General features: G+C 71.4%; 22 protein-coding genes, 1 tRNA gene and 1 pseudogene. 8 read left to right on the forward strand and 16 right to left on the reverse strand.

Features of this window, described 5'->3' with window-relative positions; translation table 11 throughout:
- Window positions 1-38 precede the first annotated feature (38 nt).
- Complete coding sequence (locus CRP30_RS17710) at window positions 39-1,157, forward strand: NAD-dependent epimerase/dehydratase family protein (protein ID WP_097185303.1); 1,119 nt, start codon at window positions 39-41, stop codon at window positions 1,155-1,157.
- A 3-nt stretch (window positions 1,158-1,160) separates the two neighbouring features.
- Here CRP30_RS17710 and CRP30_RS17715 read toward each other — a convergent pair whose 3' ends face one another.
- Together CRP30_RS17715 and CRP30_RS17720 are read right to left on the reverse strand one after the other, a co-directional pair.
- Window positions 1,161-2,588 carry an ATP-binding protein gene (locus tag CRP30_RS17715; RefSeq protein ID WP_097185304.1) on the reverse strand — a complete coding sequence of 476 codons (1,428 nt, stop codon included), beginning with the start codon at window positions 2,586-2,588 and terminating at the stop codon, window positions 1,161-1,163.
- Between the two features lie 114 nt (window positions 2,589-2,702).
- Window positions 2,703-3,020, reverse strand: a complete 318-nt coding sequence (locus tag CRP30_RS17720) for a DUF3024 domain-containing protein (protein WP_439647027.1) — start codon at window positions 3,018-3,020, stop codon at window positions 2,703-2,705.
- A gap of 96 nt (window positions 3,021-3,116) precedes the next feature.
- Between CRP30_RS17720 and CRP30_RS17725 the strand changes: the two genes are divergently transcribed.
- On the forward strand, window positions 3,117-3,782 hold the full coding sequence (locus tag CRP30_RS17725; RefSeq protein ID WP_097185306.1) for a JAB domain-containing protein: 666 nt from the start codon (window positions 3,117-3,119) through the stop codon (window positions 3,780-3,782).
- Between the two features lie 6 nt (window positions 3,783-3,788).
- Here CRP30_RS17725 and CRP30_RS17730 read toward each other — a convergent pair whose 3' ends face one another.
- The 8 genes and pseudogenes from CRP30_RS17730 to CRP30_RS17760 form a co-directional block, all read right to left on the reverse strand.
- A complete protein-coding gene (locus CRP30_RS17730) occupies window positions 3,789-4,934 on the reverse strand; it encodes a restriction endonuclease subunit S (protein ID WP_097185307.1) in 1,146 nt (381 codons plus the stop codon).
- Window positions 4,931-6,379: a class I SAM-dependent DNA methyltransferase gene (locus tag CRP30_RS17735; RefSeq protein WP_200814833.1), complete on the reverse strand. Its 1,449-nt coding sequence runs from the start codon at window positions 6,377-6,379 to the stop codon at window positions 4,931-4,933. The genes CRP30_RS17730 and CRP30_RS17735 overlap by 4 nt, the downstream gene beginning before the upstream one ends.
- 75 nt (window positions 6,380-6,454) lie before the next feature.
- A complete protein-coding gene (locus tag CRP30_RS23120; protein WP_097185309.1) occupies window positions 6,455-6,685 on the reverse strand; it encodes a hypothetical protein in 231 nt (76 codons plus the stop codon).
- Between the two features lie 62 nt (window positions 6,686-6,747).
- A pseudogene (locus CRP30_RS23380) lies at window positions 6,748-7,155 on the reverse strand (nucleotidyl transferase AbiEii/AbiGii toxin family protein); the annotation flags it as partial.
- A gap of 142 nt (window positions 7,156-7,297) precedes the next feature.
- Complete coding sequence (locus CRP30_RS17745; protein WP_097185310.1) at window positions 7,298-7,894, reverse strand: type IV toxin-antitoxin system AbiEi family antitoxin domain-containing protein; 597 nt, start codon at window positions 7,892-7,894, stop codon at window positions 7,298-7,300.
- 82 nt (window positions 7,895-7,976) lie between these two features.
- Window positions 7,977-10,451 (reverse strand): EcoAI/FtnUII family type I restriction enzme subunit R, encoded by a 2,475-nt coding sequence (hsdR, locus tag CRP30_RS17750; protein ID WP_097185311.1) that lies wholly within the window; start codon window positions 10,449-10,451, stop codon window positions 7,977-7,979.
- 26 nt (window positions 10,452-10,477) lie between these two features.
- A complete protein-coding gene (locus CRP30_RS17755; RefSeq protein WP_097185312.1) occupies window positions 10,478-11,143 on the reverse strand; it encodes a PaaI family thioesterase in 666 nt (221 codons plus the stop codon).
- The gene (locus CRP30_RS17760; RefSeq protein ID WP_097185313.1) at window positions 11,140-12,291 is read right to left on the reverse strand and encodes an acyl-CoA dehydrogenase family protein; all 1,152 of its coding nucleotides are present in this window, start codon (window positions 12,289-12,291) and stop codon (window positions 11,140-11,142) included. The genes CRP30_RS17755 and CRP30_RS17760 overlap by 4 nt, the downstream gene beginning before the upstream one ends.
- 185 nt (window positions 12,292-12,476) lie before the next feature.
- Here CRP30_RS17760 and CRP30_RS17765 point away from each other — a divergent pair, with 185 nt between their 5' ends.
- The gene (locus tag CRP30_RS17765; RefSeq protein ID WP_159961788.1) at window positions 12,477-12,911 is read left to right on the forward strand and encodes an STAS domain-containing protein; all 435 of its coding nucleotides are present in this window, start codon (window positions 12,477-12,479) and stop codon (window positions 12,909-12,911) included.
- 4 nt (window positions 12,912-12,915) lie between these two features.
- On the opposite strand, the gene CRP30_RS17770 is transcribed toward CRP30_RS17765, so the two are convergent.
- Window positions 12,916-13,770: an aldo/keto reductase gene (locus tag CRP30_RS17770; RefSeq protein ID WP_097185392.1), complete on the reverse strand. Its 855-nt coding sequence runs from the start codon at window positions 13,768-13,770 to the stop codon at window positions 12,916-12,918.
- 4 nt (window positions 13,771-13,774) lie between these two features.
- On the opposite strand from CRP30_RS17770, the gene CRP30_RS17775 reads away from it, so the two are divergent.
- Window positions 13,775-14,410 carry a histidine phosphatase family protein gene (locus tag CRP30_RS17775; RefSeq protein WP_235003511.1) on the forward strand — a complete coding sequence of 212 codons (636 nt, stop codon included), beginning with the start codon at window positions 13,775-13,777 and terminating at the stop codon, window positions 14,408-14,410.
- Window positions 14,411-14,517: 107 nt separating this feature from the next.
- Here CRP30_RS17775 and CRP30_RS17780 read toward each other — a convergent pair whose 3' ends face one another.
- A complete protein-coding gene (locus CRP30_RS17780) occupies window positions 14,518-15,630 on the reverse strand; it encodes an EAL domain-containing protein (RefSeq protein WP_097185315.1) in 1,113 nt (370 codons plus the stop codon).
- 211 nt (window positions 15,631-15,841) lie between these two features.
- Here CRP30_RS17780 and CRP30_RS17785 point away from each other — a divergent pair, with 211 nt between their 5' ends.
- The gene (locus CRP30_RS17785; protein WP_235003512.1) at window positions 15,842-16,387 is read left to right on the forward strand and encodes a TetR/AcrR family transcriptional regulator; all 546 of its coding nucleotides are present in this window, start codon (window positions 15,842-15,844) and stop codon (window positions 16,385-16,387) included.
- 21 nt (window positions 16,388-16,408) lie between these two features.
- Here CRP30_RS17785 and CRP30_RS17790 read toward each other — a convergent pair whose 3' ends face one another.
- On the reverse strand, window positions 16,409-16,903 hold the full coding sequence (locus CRP30_RS17790) for a DUF427 domain-containing protein (protein WP_097185317.1): 495 nt from the start codon (window positions 16,901-16,903) through the stop codon (window positions 16,409-16,411).
- Window positions 16,904-16,907: 4 nt separating this feature from the next.
- Window positions 16,908-17,138 carry a DUF3618 domain-containing protein gene (locus CRP30_RS17795; protein ID WP_097185318.1) on the reverse strand — a complete coding sequence of 77 codons (231 nt, stop codon included), beginning with the start codon at window positions 17,136-17,138 and terminating at the stop codon, window positions 16,908-16,910.
- 91 nt (window positions 17,139-17,229) lie between these two features.
- Between CRP30_RS17795 and CRP30_RS17800 the strand changes: the two genes are divergently transcribed.
- Together CRP30_RS17800 and CRP30_RS17805 are read left to right on the forward strand one after the other, a co-directional pair.
- Window positions 17,230-17,310: transfer RNA gene (locus tag CRP30_RS17800), tRNA-Leu, on the forward strand.
- 35 nt (window positions 17,311-17,345) lie between these two features.
- Window positions 17,346-17,849, forward strand: coding sequence for a VanZ family protein (locus tag CRP30_RS17805; protein ID WP_097185319.1), 504 nt, complete (start codon window positions 17,346-17,348; stop codon window positions 17,847-17,849).
- 16 nt (window positions 17,850-17,865) lie between these two features.
- Here the strand turns inward: CRP30_RS17805 and CRP30_RS17810 are convergent, their stop codons facing one another.
- Complete coding sequence (locus CRP30_RS17810; RefSeq protein ID WP_097185320.1) at window positions 17,866-18,324, reverse strand: MarR family winged helix-turn-helix transcriptional regulator; 459 nt, start codon at window positions 18,322-18,324, stop codon at window positions 17,866-17,868.
- Between the two features lie 63 nt (window positions 18,325-18,387).
- Here CRP30_RS17810 and CRP30_RS17815 point away from each other — a divergent pair, with 63 nt between their 5' ends.
- Window positions 18,388-18,720, forward strand: coding sequence for an antibiotic biosynthesis monooxygenase (locus tag CRP30_RS17815; RefSeq protein ID WP_097185321.1), 333 nt, complete (start codon window positions 18,388-18,390; stop codon window positions 18,718-18,720).
- Here CRP30_RS17815 and CRP30_RS17820 read toward each other — a convergent pair.
- Window positions 18,690-19,631: a DUF6910 family protein gene (locus CRP30_RS17820; RefSeq protein WP_235003513.1), complete on the reverse strand. Its 942-nt coding sequence runs from the start codon at window positions 19,629-19,631 to the stop codon at window positions 18,690-18,692. The two genes, CRP30_RS17815 and CRP30_RS17820, sit on opposite strands and share 31 nt — an antisense overlap.
- Window positions 19,632-19,716 lie beyond the last annotated feature (85 nt).

Below are 19,716 nucleotides of genomic sequence, written 5' to 3' on the forward strand. Positions count from 1 at the left end.
CACCGGTTGGGCGCGATCCGGTCGGGTAGCGGCACCTCATGCCCGATACCTCCCCCGGCCACCTCGACGGGCTGCGCGTCGCCGTCACCGGCGCCTCCGGCAACGTCGGCACCGCGCTGCTCCGCCGGCTCACCGCCCCGGGCTCCGGCGTCGCGGAGGTCCGCGGGCTGGCCCGCCGGCAGCCGCCGGACGTCCCGCCGTACGCGGGGGTCCGGTGGCACCTGGCCGACCTCGGGGAGACCGGGAGCGAGGATGCGCTGACCGGCTTCCTCGACGGCGTCGACGCCGTCGTCCACCTGGCGTGGGCCCTGCAACCCGGCCGGCGCCCCGACGACCTCCGGCGGGTCAACGTCGAGGGGACCCTGCGGGTCGTCCGGGCCGCCGCGGCGGCCGGGATCTCGCAGTTCGTGCACATGTCGTCCATCGGCGCCTACGCCGCCGGTGCCGTCGGGCAGAAGGTGACCGAGGACTGGCCGACGACCGGCATCCCCAGCGCCCAGTACAGCCGGGACAAGTCCGAGGCGGAGCGGCTGGTCCGCCAGGTCGCGGCCCGGCATCCCGACCTCGCACTGACCGTCGTCCGCCCGACGCTGGTCCTGCAGCCGGAGGCGGGCAGCGAGATCGGCCGGTACTTCCTCGGGCCGCTGGTGTTCGGCGCCGCGCGGATGCTGCCCGGGGCCGTCGCCCGCCGGCTGCCGCTGCCGCTGCCGTCGCTCGCGCTCTCCTTCGTGCACGCCGACGACGTCGCCGACGCCCTGGTGCGCATGCTGGACCGCCGCGCGGACGGCCCCTTCAACATCGCCGCCGAACCGGTGCTCGACGCGAACGCGATCGCCCGGGCACTCGGCACGGTGCGGATCCCCGTCCCGGCAGCGGCCGTCCGCGCCTCGCTGCACGCGGCGTTCGCCGCGCACGTCGTGCCGACGGAGCCGGGCTGGCTGGACATCGGGACCGGCGTGCCGGCCCTCGACACGGCCCGCGCCCGGCGGCTGCTCGGCTGGGCGCCTGCTCACCGCAGCGACGACGTGCTGGCCCAGTTCGTCGCAGCGCTGGGCCGGGGCGACGGCGCACCGGGCTCCCTGCTGCAGCCGGCGGGCGGCCGCTCGCTGGACCCGTCGGGCGACCCGGCGAACGCCCCTGGGCCGCGCGCCGACTGAGCCTCAGCCCGGAGTGCTGCCCAGCAGCGTGCGGGTCATCGCGTTGCGCGTGTCGAGCAGCTCGTCGAGGGCCGCGGTGAGGTCGGCCGCGGAGACGGCCAGCTCCTCGTCGGTCGCGGTGCGCGTGGCGGCGAGCAGCGCGGCACGGCGGAGCAGCTCCTTCAGGAAGGACGCCGTCACCCCCTCGGTGCGGGCCAGGACGTCGTCCAGCCCCGACGTGTCGACGCGCAGCTCACCCCGGTAGAGCTCGAAGAGCGACCGCCGGCCGGCGGCGTCCGGCAGCTCGAGGGCCACCGCCTGGTCGACCCGTCCGGGGCGGGCGGCCAGCGCCGGCTCCAGCAGATCGGCCCGGTTCGTGGTCAGCACGAAGACGACGTCGGCGTCCTCGGCGAGCCCGTCCATCTCGTTGAGGAGCTGGAACAGCAGCGGGTGCTGCCCCGGGTGCATGCCGCGGTCCTCGGCGATGAGGTCGACGTCCTCGATGACCAGCATGGCCGGCTGCAGAGCCCGCGCCACCGAGCACGCCTCGGCGATGAGGTGCAGCGCGTTCCCGGTGAGCTGGATGACCGTCGTCCCCACGAGGCTGCTGGTGAGGTACCGGACGGTGTGCGTCTTGCCGACCCCCGGCGGACCGTAGAGCAGGAGTCCCCGCTTGAGGTGCTGGCCCGCGGCGAGCAGCCGCTCCTTGTGCCGCGCGACGTCCACCACCTGACGTCGCACCTCGGCCAGGGTCTCCGGGCTCAGAACGAGCTGCTCGGCGGTCATCGTGGGCCGGCGGTGGAACTGGAGGAGCGTCTGGCCGTGGCCGAAGACCTCCTGGCCGAACGAGAGCACCTGGCCGCGGAAGACGTTCCGGTCCAGTGTCGCCTGCCTGACCGCGGCGGCCACCTCGGCCGCGGCTCCGTCCGCCGTGCTCACGATCTGCACCGACACGTGGTTCGTGCCGAACTCCGGGGTAGCGCCGCGCAGGAGCAGGGCCGTGCGCACGTCGCCCTCGCGCACGAGGTAGATCCCGCAGCGCTGACAGGCGCGGGACTCGCCGTCGGGTCCGCAGGCCAGGTTGACGGTGGCCGGGTTGCCCGGCCGCAGTCCCATCGGGTGGTGCGGCCCCTCCTCGGCGGAGAGCAGGTCACCCAGGCCGAACATCGTGTGCTGGAAGTTGGTGACGCCCACGAGCTCCCAGCTCCGGCGGGGGTCGGCCAGCCACGCGTCGAGGCCCGCCTGGACGTTGACGTGGTCGTACGCGGGCCAGGTCTCCTCGACCACGTCCAGGGTGGTCGCCGCGGGGCCGAGGTGGTCGCCGAGGATCCTCGACAGCCGCGGCCGCTCACCGGCCCGCGCCGCGCCGATCACGGCCCGGAGGCCCCGGCGGGCCAGCCGCCCGACATCGGCGAGTTCCGGTCGTACGTCCCCGTCCAGCGGTCCCGGCACGGCGCCGGGCAACGCTCCGGGATAGGCACTCCAACCTGCTCGCGCCAATGCGTTCTCCTGCCTCGTCGAGGGGCGGACGGTAGCGGTACGCAGCGGATTCGGTCCAGCGAGAATTCAGCCCCAGAACAGCGCGGTCGGGTCGCTGTCGAGCTCCGCCAGGAGCTCGTCCACGGTGGCCGCGAAGGGTAGGTCGGCGTACTCGTGCCAACGCTCGTCCCGGTCTCGCCAGTACAGCCGCCAGACGCCGCGCGACGTGAGGTATCGCAATCGCGCGACCGGGATGGTGGTCCAGTCGTCCCCCGCGGTCTGGCTCCACGGCGGGCGACGCTCCACGATCGTCACGTCGCGGCCGGAGACGTCGGCCTCCACCCGCACCTGGTCACGAGCGCGCTCGGGCACTCGGTCCCGGCACCATCGCCGCACACGCGCCATGTCCAGCAGCGAACTCCGCCACGCTCGAAATCCTGCCCGTCGGCGCTGTCCACAGGACGACACGGGACCAGCCGTCCCTATCCCTAGCCTTCAACCGTGGGCAGCGATCGGCAACGAATCACCGACCTGCCGGTTGATCAGCGCCCCCGGGAGCGACTGCGCCGGCTCGGCGCTGACGCTCTCACCGATGCCGAGATCGTCGCCATCCTCATCGGAGCCGGCCGTCCCCATCGCAATGCCGTCGACCTGGCACGGGACCTGATCGACAGCGTGGGCGGAGTTGCGGGCCTCGTAACGGCGACGGTCGACGAGGTCGAGCGGGTGGCCGGGCTGGGCCCGGCGGCGGCCGGGCGGATCATGGCCGCCACCGAGCTTCGCCGACGCGCAGCGCTCGCTGCTGCACCCCCGACCCTCTCGGGATCCGCCGGCGTCGCAGCTGCGGTGCTCCCTCACCTCCAGGACCGCCATCGCGAACGGATGGTCGTCGCCGTGCTGGACCGGCGGCTGCGGGTGCTCGACGTCGTGACCCTCGCCGAGGGGACGACGGCGCACGCGACAGCACCGACCGCGGACATCCTGCGGACGGTGCTGTCGCGCGGCGGCCAGGCATTCGCGCTGGCCCACAACCACCCGGGCGGGTCCCTGGAACCGAGCCCCACCGACAGGACGACGACGGTTCAGGTTCGAGCCGCCGCCGAGGCGTGCGGTCTGCGCTTCCTCGACCACCTGGTCGTCGCCGGCGAGGACTGGCGAGCGATCTGACTTCAGTTAGTCCAGCTTCGAGAATACCTCGTTTCGCGCCGCCTGAGGCAAGGCGTCAGACAGCTCCGTACGGCGCCTGACGGCCACCAACGTCTCACGGCACCGCTCAAGTCGGGCAACGATTGTCCGCTGCGCCGCCAGACTCGGCAACGGGACCTTCAGGGTGAGAAGGGCTTCAACCTTCAGCCGATTACGACTGGTTGGCGTCCCACCAGAACTCAGCGATATGACCCGATCCCACACCGACGGCAGCGCCAACCATTCACGTAAGAATTCTGGGAGCACCCTGTCTTCATCGATACGAAGAGTAGGAAACTCGCTCGAAACTACCAGTCCATCATGGGACTTGGATGCAAGCGCGAACGACCCCTTCCAGGCAAATAGACGATTATAAACCAAGTCTCCGGGCTTGACCTCGTATAGCAGCTTCGCCTCGATCGCCGACCCTGGCAAGACATCGCGCTCGAACAAGCCCTCGCCATACCATCGAACCCCGGCTGTTCGAAATGTCTCGTTCGGCAGTACTGCGCGGGGACGTTGAACCTGGCTCGCGAGTTCCCCAAGCCCAACTTCAATATGATCAGAATTCCGCACGAGCTGATTTCGAAGCGAAGCGACGACCGCTACGGCCGAATTCGTTGCCTCTTCACTCTGAGCCGACATTGCGAACAAACGATCTAGGTATGCTACATATTCCTGCTGCTCTGGCAGGCTGGGCAGGGGAACGGAAAGCGCTTCGAACGCCTTAATGCCGAGCGTACGGTTGCGATCTGCCGATCCTGGGGAAGCCTTCGACAAAGCAGTTGTTCCCGCATCTGAGGCGAAATAATGCCAGATGTAGCGCACGCACAAGTCATCAATCACCGGAACGTAGGCTAGGAATCGATTCGACGCGACCAGATCAACGTCCCCCTTGCCAGCAACAGCGACAGCGCCTTCCCAAGCCTTGATATTGCTGACCACCAGAGACTCCGCTGGAAGTTCAAAGTAGCGCAGCTTGCTTAGTTCGGCTCCGGTGCACGCCTGATACCGAATTAATCCCTTCGCGAAGGACCTGACGCCAATCGGGGAATACTGGGCGGTGGGGTCGACCTGTACTGGGCGGCGCTCCAGTCGCAGGGCATCCCCCACGCGGACGTGTTGGACAGTCACTGAACGTCAGCAACCTCAGTCTGAAGCTGCTCCAGCAGCGCCAAGATCCGCCTCTCGCTGTCGATCAACTCAGCGATCAGCTCGGCGGGTGGCCGATGAGCCAGGTCGTCGGGCCGGTTCGGGTTGTGCAGGTCGAGGTTGAAGTTCTTCACGTCTGCGACAGACACGTTCCATGCGTGCGCCGTCTCCACGCGATCGTTCCGCTCGCTGCCGCCCCACCATGCCTCGCAGTCGGCAAACTCCTCGTACCGGAGTGGCTTGGTCTTCGTGTAGTTCTTGCGCCCGTCCGGGGTCGGGTGCTCGTAGAACCAGATGTCCTTGGTCGGCCCCCCGCGCTCGAAGAAAAGGATGTTGGTGGGGATCAGCGTGTACGGGGAGAACGTGCCGTTGGGCAGCCGCACGATCGTGTGCAGGTTGAACTCCTCCAGCAGCCTCGCCTTGATCCGGCCGCCGATGCCCTCGTCGAAGAGCACCCCGTTCGGTACGACCACCGCGGCACGTCCGCTCTTCGACCGGGTGATCCGCTCCATCACCGACAGCAGGAACAGCCATGACGTCTCCGCCGTCCGGTAATCGGTCTTGAAATAGTCCTTGACCCCAGCTTCCTCCTCGCCACCGAACGGTGGGTTGGTGAGGACCACGTCGACGCCGTCCCGGCGCTGGTCGGCCGCCGAGAAGGTGAGTGCGTTCCCGCGGGTGATCCTCGGCGAGTCGACTTCGTGCAGCAGCAGGTTCATCTGCCCCAACAGGTACGGCATGGGCTTCTTCTCGAACCCCCGCAACGTCCCGCGCAAGGCGGCACGCTGCTGAGCCGGCGTGGCCGAGGCGTCGGCAGCGTGAACCATGTGCTCCCAGGCCTCCACGAGGAACCCGCCCGTTCCCGCAGCAGGGTCCATCACGACCTCGCCGGGTCGCGGGTCCAGCCGGCCCACCATGAACCGGATGACCGGCCGCGGGGTGTAGAACTCGCCGGCGTCACCGGCAGCGTCCCGCATCTCGCGCAGCATCGACTCGTAGAGGTGGGCCATGGTGTGGACGTCGTCGGCGGACACGAAGCTGACCCTGTTCACCTCGTCGACGAGGTCGGCGAGCAGGTAGCCCGACAGCATCCGGTTCCGCGTGTCCCGGAAGATCGCGGCGACCGTCTCGCGGGTGTCACCGGCCGCCCCGCTGCCCGTCAGCTGGGCCAGGTGGGGCAGCAGGTTCTGGTTGACGAACGTGAGCAGCGCATCACCGCTGCGCCGGGTGGTCGAGTTCGCGGCCCAGTCGCGCCAGCGATACGGCGACACGATGGCCGGCCGGTAGCCCGGATCGGTCACTTCCCGGGACTCGTCGAGGTCGTCGAGCGCCTTGAGGAAGAGCAGCCACGCGAACTGTGGGATGCGGTCGGCGTCGCCGTTGAGCCCGGCGTCCTTGCGCATGACGTCCCGGGCCCTCTTGATCACGGCGGACAGACTGGCGGGGGGCTTGGCTACAGACATGCGCTGCTTTCTGTGTAGAGCGGAACGTTGGGAGGAAACTCAGGAAAGGGCCTGTCGGTACACCTCGGTGGCGAGCGACATGGCCGCCGACACGGAACCGGTCGCGGCCCCGACGTCGGTGACGATCGCCTCGTAATCGCGGGCCCAGGACGCCGGTGGATCCGGAAGCCCAGGGGGTGGCTCCCGGCCGTCCCGTGCCGCGAAGAGCGACCGGAGCCGCTCGGCAAGGCGCGGATCGGGCAGCAGCCTGGACTCGACCAGACGCACCACGTCGACGAGATCCTTGACCCGGGTGCTCGGCCGGTTCCCCGCGTAGCTCCGGCAGTTCGCGTGGACTTCTCCGCCGCATCCTGGGCGACGTCGACGGCGAGCACCCTGGCCGGCCCCAGGTCGACGCCGGCCAGCGGCGTCGGGAGGTCGACCAGCTCCGTGCCGCCGAAGGTTTCGCCGACGCGCGCGACGACGTCGACGCGCACGCGGTCGAATACCCGGCCGGCCATCCGGACCTCCACGCTGAACCGCCACCCGCCCTGGCCCGCGTCGTCCGGTCGGAGCGCTGATGCTCCCGTGATGGCGAACCGGAAGAAATCACCGTCCGGGTCGCGATCGAGGGCCTCCGCGAGCGCGTCGCGGAGCGGCTCCACGTCGATGGCCAGGGCGCTGGCCAGATCGAGATCACGGGTCGTGCGGCCCGGTGCTCGAGGCGAGACTCCAGCAGGTAGCCGCCCTTGAGCACCCACCGCTCGTCGTCCGACAGCCGCCGCATGATGCGCTGGAAGACCAACCGGCGCCGGAGTCGACCGGCCTCGGTGCCGAGACCCACGGCCTGGTTCACCAGCCGCGCCTCCAGGGCCGCCCGCATCGCGGCTGCCGACACGGGGGTCACTCGTTGACCTGGGGCAGCGCGGCCAGTGCGCGTTCGAGGCGCAGGGCGGCGGCGGCGCCGAAGGCGTCCATCCGGCGCTGCAGTGTTCCCCGGGTCACCGATCCCGCCGACAGGGCATCGCCGACTGCGGAGGTCAGTTGCTCCTGGGTGACGGCAGTCGTCGCCAGATCGAACAGGGTGCGCGCCGCGGTTGTCACCCGGAAGGAAGCTCGGTCCTCGATGTCGCCGTCGTGCAGGTCGGCGACGTGAACCACCACCCCGTCGGTGGCCGGCCGGGATGCTGGAAGCGTCAGGTGCACGTCACCCAGGTCGAACTCGCCGAGGTCATGGACGTCTGCGGCGGACTGGAAGGAAACGACGCCCTGACCATCGGACCAGACGGTCCACCGGGCGTAGCCGTCGTCGATAGCCGCCGGCCATTCGGCGAGCCGGAAGAGGCCACGGTCGATCCTCACCCAGTTGCCGCGGTCGACGTGGTACTTCTGAGCCTGATAGGTGTAGCCGACCCCGAGCGCCTGTGCGGCCGAGACATAGCCGGCCTGCCGGAAGGCCACCTCGTGCAGCCTGCGACGCAGATCTAGCCGGTCGGACATGCGCCAGACCCTACATCACCAGCGAACTAAACTAGATCTTTAGTTCGCTCCTCCGCCCGGTCACGAAACTACAGTTCGGGCATCAGGCGATGTACAGCCATTCCTGCACAGCGGCTCGCGCCTGGTGCCACGCGTCGGCTCCTCCGAACCGGCCAGCGATCTGCGCCGGCGATCCGATGGCCGAGAGCGGCGGCACCTGTACCACTGACGGAGCGGAGATCTCTTCGATACCTGCTTCGGCGTACCTGTCCAGCAGGAGGGAGAGGACCGCACGCGCCTGTTCGGGATAGGCGTCCAGCTCGGCACGGTGGGCAGTCAGCGCGCGCCCTGCGCGCTCGGCCCGGGTCATGGTCGGCATCCCCCACGCGAGGTGCAGGAGCTGGTCGACGGTGTCCACCTCCGCATCTCCCACTCGCCCCAGCTCCTCCGCTAACCGCACGGGGTCGATGTGATTGCTGCCGAGGAAGGTCACCACGTCCGACCGGGACCGGGGATCGGCCCACGCGCGGAGCAGCGCCTCCGGCTCGTCGAAACGGTCCAGGATCCGCTCGCCGGCCCAGTCCACATAACTCACGAGTCGCGGCTGGCCGGTCGAGACGTCGTGCACCCAGAAACCCTCACTGGTGATGGTCACCGATACGCCCCGCAGCTCGAACTTCTCCTGCGGCGGAGCGTCGTCGGACCCAGGCTCGCCAGCATCCGAGGAACCGCCGCCGCGGTAGTCGGGTTCGGGCTCGGACACCGTCACCGACGGCTCCGGCGGTTCGGTCAGGGTGCCTTCATCGGAGGTCTCGACCGTGCCGTCCTCCAGACCGCCGTCGGGACCGACCGTCTCGGTGGCCGGCGGGCGAAGCGGCGGACCGTCGAAGGTGGGGTCACGGAAGAGCCTCGTCGCGCCGACGAAGTCCATGATCTCGAACTCCGTCTTGCCCTTCTCGGGGTAGAGCCGGGTGCCGCGCCCGATGATCTGCTTGAACTCGGCCATCGAACCGATCGTCCGACCGATGACCACGTACTTGAGGTCCTCGATGTCCACGCCGGTGGACAGCAGGCTCGAAGTGACGGCGATCTGCGGCACGTCCCGCTCCGGATCGGTGAACTGCTCCAGCAGGCGGTCCTTCTCGCGCTCGGCCGACATGATCCGGGCGACCCACTCCGGATCCCGACGGGTGCGGTCCGGCCGGAGATTGCGCAGTTCTTCGCACATGGTCAGGGCATGGGCCGCGTCGACGCAGAAGACGACGGCCCGGTTGTCGGTGTCGCCGATGACAGCGACAATCCGCCGCGCCATGGCCTGCGTGCGATCCGGCAGCCGGAGACGTCGCTCGTAGTCGCGGGTGCCGTACGTGCCCGCTGGGATGAGCCGGCCGTTGCTGTCGCGCTGCCCCTCCACGACCTCCAGCCCGTCCGCGTCGACGTCGAACACGACCCGGCGGATCGTGTACGGCGCGAGGAAACCGTCCTCGATCCCGTCCTTGAGGCTGTAGGTGCAGATCGGGTTGCCGAAGTACTCGAACGTGTCGACGCCACCGCGGTCGACCGGGGTCGCGGTGAGCCCCAGCTGCACCGCCGGGTCGAAGTGCTCGAGGATGCCGCGCCAGTCCGAGTCCGCCCGGGCGCTTCCTCGGTGGCACTCGTCGACGATCACCAGGTCGAAGAAGTCCGGCGGGTAGTTGCGCAGCAGCTCCCGTGTCTCTGCGGTGTCCGCGGGTACGTCGGGATCCGGATGTGCCGTCGTCAGCCCCTGGTACGTGGCGAAGTAGATGTCCGGCGAGTGCCGCGCATCTCTCGTGCTCACCCGGACCACGGCGTCGCCGAACACCCGCTGGAAGTTCTTGCGCATGGGGTCGCTCACCAGGATGTCGCGGTCGGCGAGGTAGAGGACCCGGAAGTTGCGCTCCCCGGTGGTTTCCTGGGTGCGTCGCCGGTAGTTCCAAAGCTTCCACACCAACTGCAGAGCGGTGAACGTCTTGCCCGAGCCGGTGGCCATCACCAAGAGCAGACGGCGCTGGCCTGCGGCCATGGCACACAGGACCTCGTGGATGGCTCGACGCTGGTAGTAGCGGAGCTCCTTCACGCTGCCGTCGGCGTTGAGGTGCTGGCGGTTGAACGGCGATCGCAAATAGTGCTGGGCCTGCTCTCCCAGCTGCCGCGATGAGACCAGCAGGTCCCACGCCTCGACCGGGGTCGGCACGCTGTCGATGTCCTTCTGCAGCCCGGTGACAGCGTTGTACAGCACCCAGCCTCGACCGTTGGTGGACAACGCCAGCGGGGCCCCCAGCTTATCCGCGTAGCGGACCGCCTGCTGGATTCCGTCGCCTGGCTGGGCCCAGAGCCGCTTGGCCTCGATGACAATCAGCGGCAGGCCCGGCTCCAGCTCCAGGACGTAGTCGGCGCGTCGCTTGCGCTGCTCCGGCGGCGGTAACCGGCCGCCCGGGAGGTCCGCCTGCACGCGGTACTGCTCCACGATCTGCTCGTCGCGCCAGCCAGCCCGGCCGAGGGCAGGCCGGACGTAGTCACGACAGGTGTCGTTCTCATCAGGCCCACCGGAGGTCACCGGCAGATCGTAGGCAGTTCAGAGACTCAGTCGTCACCCGAACGGGTCGTCCAGGCGCCGACGTCCCGGCCGGTCGGCGCGAACACGTCGGCGGCCCGCTCCGGGCGCAGGGCGACGAACAGCCCCTCGGCCTCGGCGAGCGTGGTGGTGGGGTCGTCCTCGGCGACCAGCCGGGCGGTCGCGGTGGTGCGGCGACCGTCCGTCGTCCCCATCTCCGCCGTGGCGAGCAGCGGGACGCCGAGCTGCACCGGCCGCCGGTAGGTGACCGTCAGCGTCGCGGTGAGTCCGCCCCGCCCCGCCGCCCGCAGCGCCCGGGCGAGCACGTGGTCGAGCATCGTGGCGACCACCCCGCCGTGGACGAGGCCGGGCGGCCCCTCGTGCGGCTTCCCGAGGGTGACCCGGCCGGTGGCTCGACCGTCCGGCGAGTCCGTCGCGACCATCGGCGGGGCAACCGGGTTGCCCGGCCCGTAGACCGGGCTGTACCAGCGCTCGCCCGTGCTCGGGTCGTCGACGGCGGCGACGTCGTGCAGGCCACGGGTCTCCGCCCGCAGTCGCGCGGCCAGCGAGCGCGCGGCGTCGGTGGCGGCGGCCAGCTCGTCCAGGGAGACCTCGGTGCGGACGGCGGCGTCCACCAGGTCCCGCAGCGCCGCGCCGAGTTCCCCGACCGCCGCGCGGCGGACCTCCCGGCTCACCGGGCCATCCCGGCCTCGCGCAGGAGCCCACCGCCGATGATCACGCGCTGCACCTCGCTGGTGCCCTCGTAGAGGCGGAAGAGGCGGGCGTCGCGGTAGAAGCGCTCGACCGGCGCCGTCCGCAGGTAGCCCATGCCGCCGTGCACCTGGACGGCGGCGTCGGTCGCCCGGCCCACCATCTCGGTGCAGAACAGCTTCGCCGACGACGGCCCGATGGACATGTCCTCCCCGCTGTCGTAGCGAGCCGCGACCTCGCGCACCATGCTGCGGCCGGCCAGCAGCTCGGCGTGCATGTCGGCGAGCAGCCCCTGCACCAGCTGGAACCGGCCGATCGGCGCCCCGCCCTGCTTGGCGGTGGCCGCGTAGGCGACGGATTCGTCCAGCACCCGCTGGGCCATGCCGACGCAGAGGGCGGCGATGTGCAGGCGGCCCCGCGAGAGCACGGTGAGGGCCTTCGAGTACCCGCGCCCCTCCTCGCCGATCAGGGCGTCGGCCGGCACGCGAACGTCGTCGAGGAACACCTCGGCCGTCCAGGCGCCCGACTGCCCCATCTTCTTGTCCTTGGGGCCGACGCTCACTCCCGGCGTCGTGGTCTCCACGACGAAGCTGGAGATGCCCCGGCCGCCGCGCTCGTCGGGGTTGCTGCGGGCGAAGACGACGAAGAGGTCGGCGATCGGGGCGTTGGTGATGTAGCGCTTGCTGCCGTTGATCACCCACTGGTCGCCGTCCCGGCGGGCCGTCGTCCGCAGGCCGGCCGGGTCGGAACCCGCCTCGGCCTCGGTCAGCGCGAAGGAGCCGATCAGCTCACCGGTGGCCAGCCGGGGAAGGTACTTGTGCTTCTGCTCGTCGGTGCCGAACCTCGCGATGACCTGGCCGGCGATCCCGTTGTTGGTCCCGAAGAGGGAGCGGAACGCCGGCGTGGTGTAGCCGAACTCGAAGGCGAGCTGGACGTCCTCGCTCATGGTGACGCCGAGCCCGCCGAACTCCTCGGGGAGGGCGTAGCCGAACAGGCCCATGCCTGCGGCCTGCTCGCGGAGGTCGTCGGGGATCCGGTCCTCGTCCTCGATCAGCTCTTCCCGCGGGACCACGGACTCGCGGACCAGCTGGCGTACGGCGTCCCGGATCTGGCGGAAGTCTTCGGCGTCCACCCGGCCATGGTGACGGCTGGCCGGAACCGGTGCCGCGCCGGGGTGCTGCGACTCGGTTCAACGCACAACCAGAACTTCCTGCAACCGTTCCGTCGCTCTGCGTTGTGATCACGCGGAGGACGACCTAGGGTCGAAATGTCCGTCAGCACCGGGCGCCAGTTCGCAGCCGAGTCCCGGGAGGCATCGTGCCCCAGCTCCGGGCAGCGCTCGTCCCCGCACCGGACCAGGTGGTCGTGCGGCTCACGGGGGACGCGGATCTGTCGACCGCGCCGGTGGTCACCGGGGCGCTCCGCCGGGCCGCCGGCCTGGGAACGCTGCAGCTCGTGGTCGACCTCGCCGGCGCCCGCTTCTGGGACTGCTCCGGTCTGCACGCCCTGGCTGCGTTCACGCGCGAGCTGGCCGGGACCGGCCGGGCCTGCCGGCTGGTCGGCGCACAACCGGCCACCCGTCGGCTCATCGGGATGGCGAACCTCGCCGGCGTCCTCGAGCTGGACGGCGGGCTCACCCCGCGGGTCGCCCCACCGACCGCCGTCGACTCCCCCACGCCCGTGCGCCGGCGGTCCCGCCGGCCGAGGGTGCCCGTGACCGGCGACCTGGTGGCCGCCGGTCACGCGCGCTGAGCGGTCAGGCCAGGGCGTCGAGCCGGGCCATGTCCTCGTCGGAGAGCGTCAGGCGCGCCGCACCGAGGTTCTCGGTCAGGTGGTCGACGGACTTGGTCCCCGGGATGGGCAGGATCACCGGGGACTTCTGCAGCAGCCAGGCCAGCGCCACCTGCGAGGGGGTTGCGTCCAGTTCGCGGGCGATGTCGGCGACCGGGCTGTCGGGTGCCGCGAGGTCGCCGGTGGCGATCGGGAACCACGGGATGAACGCGATCCCCTCGGCGGCGGCGTAGTCGAGCACGTCCTGGCTCTTCCGGTTCGTCAGGTTGTAGAGGTTCTGCACGCTGACGATCTCGGCGATCTCGCGGGCGGCCCTCAGCTCCTCCACGGAGACCTCGGAGACGCCGATGTGGCGGACCTTGCCCTGGTCCTGCAGGTCCTTGAAGGCGCCGAGCTGGTCGGCCAGCGGCACCTGCGGGTCGATGCGGTGCAGCTGGATCAGGTCGATCCGGTCGACCTTCAGGTTCCGCAGCGACAGCTCGACCTGCTGGGTGAGGTACTCGGGGCGGCCGCACACCGGCCACACGCCGGGACCGGTGCGGGTCAGGCCGGCCTTGGTGGCGATGACGAGGCCCTCCGGGTACGGGAAGGCCGCCTCGGCGATGATCTGCTCGCTCACCTGCGGGCCGTAGGAGTCGGCGGTGTCGATGAAGTCGACGCCCTGCTCGATCGCGGACTGCACGACCGCGAGAGCGCCCGGACGGTCGAGGGGCTCGCCCCAGACGCCGGGACCGGTGAGCTGCATGGCGCCGTACCCGAGGCGGTGGACGGGCAGGTCCCCGCCGATGCTGAACGTGTCGCTGATCTGTGCAGTGGTCATACCGATGGCCAGCACACCAGGCCGCGCGGGTGTTCCCGGCCGCGTGTTCGATGTCGGCATGGGCGAGATCGTGGTGCTGAGGCACGGCCAGACCGAGTGGAGCCGCGACGGGAAGCACACCGGGCTCACCGACGTGCCGCTGCTGCCCGAGGGCGAACAGCAGGCGCGGGAGGTCCGCGAGGCGCTGGCCGGGCGCACGTTCGTCGAGGTGCGGGTCAGTCCTCGGCAGCGGGCCCGCCGGACGGCCGAGCTCGCCGGGCTGGACGCGACCGCCGTCGACGACGACCTCGTCGAGGTGGACTACGGCGGCTACGAGGGCCGCACGACGGCGGAGATCAGCGACGAGCTGGGCCGCGAGTGGTCGGTCTGGCGGGACGGCACCGTGCCCGGCGACTCACCCGGCGAGACCCTGGCCGCGGTCGGCGCACGCGTGGACCGGGTGCTCGACCGGGTGCGCGCGCGGCTCGGGGACGGCGACGTCGCCCTGGTCGCGCACGGCCACGTGCTGCGGATCCTGACCGCGCGATGGCTCGGTCTGGCCCCCGAGGCCGGCGCGCTGTTCGCCCTACCTGCCGGCAGCTACGGCGTCCTCGGTCACGAGCACCGCCGTCCGGTGCTCACCGCCTGGGCGCCCCGCTGACCGGGACCGCCGGCTGATCGTGCGAACCGCACCTGCGGGTCGCCGTCCTCGTGCTGGAGCGTGGGGACGGCGACCCGGAGGCGAGGACGGCGGACGCCGCCCCGGCATCAGGCTCGGTGCGAAGTGACGGGCTGCCAGCGGCCCTCCGGCTCCTCGACCGGCGGGTCGGGGCGCACCGGGCGGCCGAACAGCCAGCCCTGACCCATGTCCGCGCCCAGCGCGGTCACCTCGTCGGCCAAACGCTCGGTCTCGATCCCCTCCGCGACGACCACCGCGCCCAGCTGGTGGGCCAGGTCGGTCACCGCCTTGAGGACCGTGCGGGCGCCGTCGTCGGGCAGCTCCTGCACCAGGGCCTTGTCGAGCTTCACCACCTCGGGCCGGACGGCGGCAAGCAGCGACAGGCTCGACCAGCCGGCGCCGACGTCGTCGAGCGCCACCCGCCACCCCAGCGACCGGTAGTGGTCGAGGATCGAGACCAGGTGGCCGCGGTCTGCGATCGCGTGGGACTCGACGACCTCGAAGACCAGCTGCTCCGGCGCGATGCCCGTGTCGTGCACGACGCGCTCGGTGCTGGCCAGGCAGACCTGCGGCCGGTAGATCGAGGTCGGGTCGAAGTTCACGAAGAGGTCGTCGTCGCCCAGCCACGGCACGGCCCCCGCGATGGCGGACTCCCGGCCGATCCGGTCCAGCCGGTGCAGCCAGCCGGCCTGCTCGGCCACGAAGAAGAGGTCGCCGCCGCCCACCTCGCGCCCGTCGACGACGCCGCGCAGCAGCGCCTCGTGCGCGACGACGGAGCGGTCGGCCAGCGAGACGATGGGCTGGTAGGCCGACCAGAACTCCGCCTCGGCGAGCACGCCGACCTCGACGGTCACCCCTCTGCGCGCGAGCTCGACCGACAGGGTTGGGGCGGTCAGCAGCCGTGCGGTGAGCGCAGCTCCCTCCCCGGGCGGATCGGTGACGACGCGCAGCGCCTCCGTCTCCGCGGCGGTCAGCTCGCGGGCCAGCCGCTCGAACAGGACCTCGAGCCGGCGACCACCGCGGTCGTCGATGATGTCGACCAGTTGTGGGGACGCGTAGACGGTCATGCCCATGGCCTTGGCCAATCGGGAGACGGTCGGCAGCACGTGCCCGATGGAGGTCGCCAGCAGGGCACGGGTGGCGGGCCCCGGGACCTCCCAGTTCTGGCGGCACCCACAGACGCCGCCACAGATGGTTCCCACGTCCGCAGGATGACTCACCGTCCGGCCCCCCCGAGGCAGGCGCGCGGCGTCGATCCGGCCGGGCTGCCGGCTGCGCGCACGAAGTGACGGGCGCGGGTTCGGGAACGATGTCAGCTTTATTGTCTAAGGTCATGGGATGGCCGCCCTCCCTGCGACTGATCTCCCCCGCCCCAGCCGTGGTGGTCGCCCACGCGATCCCAGCCGCGACGGCGTGATCCGGGCCGCGATCCTCCGGCTCCTGGCCGACGTGGGGTACGGGGCCCTGACCATGGACGCGGTGGCGTCGGAGGCCGGCGTCGGCAAGGCGACGATCTACCGCCGATGGCGCACCAAGCAGGACCTCGTGGTCGACACGATCTCCGACCTGAACCGCGCCGAGGCCGAGGTGACCGACACCGGCTCCCTCGAGGGCGATCTCCGCGCGATGATGCACCAGATGGTGTCGATGATCGACGGCCCGACCGGGGCGGCGACGCTCTCGCTGCTGTCGACGATCCCGCACCAGCCGGCGCTCGCGCAGGCGTTCCAGGACGGCCCGCTCGCGGTCTGGCGCGCGTCGTTCGCGGGTCTCTGGGCGCGCGCCGAGGAGCGCGGGGAGATCCGGCCGGGCATGGCCACTTCGGTGCTGGCGGAGACGACGAGCGCACTGATGGTGCAGCGCTGGCTGCTCACCGGGCGGCCCGTGGACGAGGCCTACGCCGACGAGGTCCTCGACACCGTGGTCCTGCCGCTGATCCGCATGGCCCCGACCGCCTGATCCGGCTCGGCGTGCCCGGGGCTACCAGCCGAGGGTGCCGGGGTCGCCCTTGAACGGCCCGACGACCTCGTCGGTGATCCAGCCGCCGTAGAAGTCGCCCGCCTGCGCCCGGACCTGTACCCCGTCCACGACTGCCCGGTCGACGCGGCTCGGGTAGAAGGCGATCGCGCCGCGCAGGTGCTCGAAGCCCGGGGTCGGGTTCTCGTAGGACCACGCCACGGCCGCGAACCGGCGGCCCTCGACGACGGCGTCCCAGTACGTCGCCGCACCCTTCCACTCGCACCAGGAGCTGCCGGCGGCCTGCTGGAGGACGCCGTCGGCGACGTCGCGCCTGGGCACGTAGTAGACCGGCGGGTGGCTCGTCTCGCAGACGCGCACCGCTGCCACGGTGTCGGCGACCACCCGACCGCCCAGCTCGACCACGACGTGGCGCGAGCTGACCTCGGCCGACGGCGGCCGGGGGTAGTCCCAGACCGACTCCTGGCCGGGACCGACCGGATCGGGACTGGGGCGCACCGGGTCAGTCGTTGCGGTGGCGGATCTTCTGGACGACGACCACGGTGACCAGGATGCCGACCGCGGCGACCGTCGCCTGGCCCGCCGGGGTCTTCAGGAACCGCTGGACGGCGTCCCGGCCCTTGGCCTTGAGGCGGGTCGGGCTCGTCCGGTAGGTCAGCTGGTCCAGCGTGGCGGCCAGCGACTCGCGGGCGGCGTCGATCTCCAACTGGATCTGTCGAGGGTCGCGAGGCACGGGCGACAGCCTGCCAGACGTTCCCCGGTCCAGCGCGCCCGGCGACGGTGCAGCCCCTCGCGGGGGCGACTCCCTAGACTCTCGGGACCGAGCGGGAGTGGTGTAACGGCAGCCACGCCAGACTTAGGATCTGGTGCCTTCGGGCGTGCGGGTTCGAATCCCGCCTCCCGCACGCGGGCAGCGGCGAGCCCTAGTCTCGACGCTCCGATGATCACCGACTTCCTGCTGGAGCACTCGGCGCTCGTGCCGGGGGCGCTGGCCGGCATCGCGCTGATCTGCGTCGGCGTCGGTTCCCTGCTGGTGCGCGACGAGCGCGGGCGCGGCCTCCTGACGGCGCTCTCGGCGCTGTCAGGCCTGGTGGCACTGGTCCTCACGCTGGCTCCGTCCGGTAGAGGCGCATCCGACCGGATCGGCTGCACGGTCCAGTTCGCCCTGCCGTCGATGACGACGGTGGAGCTCCTGGCGAACGTCGCCCTGTTCGTCCCGCCCGTCCTGTTCGCGACGCTGGCGTCGCGGCGACCGCTGACGGTGCTGGCCATCGGCTCGGCGGTGTCCGCCGGGATCGAGGTGCTCCAGGCGCTGCTCCCCGTCGTCGGACGTGCCTGCGACACCAACGACTGGTTCATGAACAGCATCGGCGTGGTGGGGGGCGTCGTCCTCGCCGTCGGCATGCTCGCCGTCGTCGACCGCACGACTGCCCGCCGCACCTGAGGCGCCCGTTCCTCGGTCAGGACGTCGGGCGCCGGTCCGCTGCGCCGAGGGCGCTGAGGAGCCGCCGCACGACCGCGCGGGCCGCGTCGAGTTCCGCCGCCGATACTCCCGCTCGCCCGAGCAGGGCGGAACGGTCGGCGTCCGACCGGCGCACCAGCTCCGCGAGGACCGCTGCGCCGGACGGGCTGATGGCAACGAGCGGCGCCCGGGCGTGGTCCGGGTTCGCGCGCAGCTCGAGATCGCCGTCGGCGACCAGCCCGTCGACGACGCGCTGCACGCTCTGCCGGGCCAGCCCCAGCCGCCGGGCCGCGCTCGAGACGGTCCTGGGACCGTCGGACACGACGCTGAGCACGTGCCACCGGGCCGTGGTCTGCCCGGCCGTGCGCGCCAGCGCCTCGCTGGTCCGCCGGGAGAGCCCGGCCAGCTCGTACACGTCGGCGATCAGCAGGCGGTAGCTCTCCGGGGTCTCGGACATGTTGACAGCCTACTGTCATTCCGACAGGCTGCTGCCAGCACACCCTCGGACAGAGGAAAACCGATGATCCTGCGACTGTGGCGCGGCTGGACGGCGCCCGAGCGGTCGGCTGCCTACGAGCAGCTGCTGACCGGCACCATCGCCCCGGCCATCCTCGACCGGGGCGTGCCCGGCCTGCTCGACCTGAGCGTGCTCCGCCGGCACCCGATGGAGCTCGACCCGGCCGAGGGCGGCGAGATCCTGACGGCGATGACGTTCGACGACCTGGACGCGGTGGCCGCCTTCACGGGTGACGACCCGCGGACGTCCGTCGTCCCGCCGGAGGCTCGTGCCCTGCTCTCGCGGTTCGACGAGCACTCGGCGCACTACACGTCGGTGGCCCGCTTCACGCGCTGACGGCCGGCCGTGAGATCGACGCGGAGCCCGAGGACGGTCGAGGGGACGTCCGGGTCGTCGTCGTCCACCACCGCCAGCAGATGCGCCTCCCCGTCCGCGAACCGGCGCAGCGCCAGTCCCTCGACCTTGTGGACGTGACCGTCGACCTCCGGCAGCGCGACCAGGTCGACCACCCTGTCGCCGTCCACGAGGGCCAGCGCGGTGGCCACCACGGGGCCGTCGTCGACGGCGTTGGGGCTGTCCTCCGCCGCGGCACTCAGCAGCACCCGGCCGTCGGGCAGGGCGATCGCGTCGGTGACGGCCAGCCCGACGCCCTCCACCTCGCCGAGCTCGTAGGCCAGCGACCGCCCGACGGGCACGGAGGCCGCATCGCCGCCCAGCACGGCGTCCACCAGCGCCTCCAGCGGCACGTCCACGCTGGCGGAGACGACGCCGGCGCTCAGATTGCCGCGGTTGAACCAGCGCACCGTGTCGCCGTGGCGGCTCGCGCCCTCGAGGTTGAGGTGCTCCGCGGGGAGGTCCAGCCGCGCGGCCACGGCCGCGTAGAGCGGGCCGAGCTCGGCCGCGGCCACCTGCGGCCGGCCGTTCGTCAGGCGGACCAGGACACCGCGCATGCGCTGTGGGGTGGAGCCCGAGCCGAGGAGCAGGACGGCCGGCTCGCCGTCCACCTCGGCCGGGCAGGCCACCTCCAGGTCCGGCTTCAGGCGCTTGGTCCCGGCCGCCTCGCTGAACAGGTCGAGACCGTCCACCGGCGGGAGTACCCGGACCGCCCGGACGGCGCCGTCGCGCAGCCACGCGGCATGCGTGCTGTCGTCCTGCGCCAGCAGCCAGCCGTCGCCCAGGGGGGCGATGCCCGACGCCGCCGTGACCGGCGCCCCGTCGTCGAACCGCAGCGTCCTGACCTCGTCCACGTAGACCCGCACCCCGGGCCTGTGCCCCTCGGACGTCCCGTCCACGCCCGCCCCCGGGACTCACCCGTCCGGGTGGACCGGCGCC

The sequence above is a fragment of the Blastococcus haudaquaticus genome, from assembly GCF_900230285.1.
Classification (GTDB): Bacteria; Actinomycetota; Actinomycetes; order Mycobacteriales; family Geodermatophilaceae; genus Blastococcus_B; species Blastococcus_B haudaquaticus.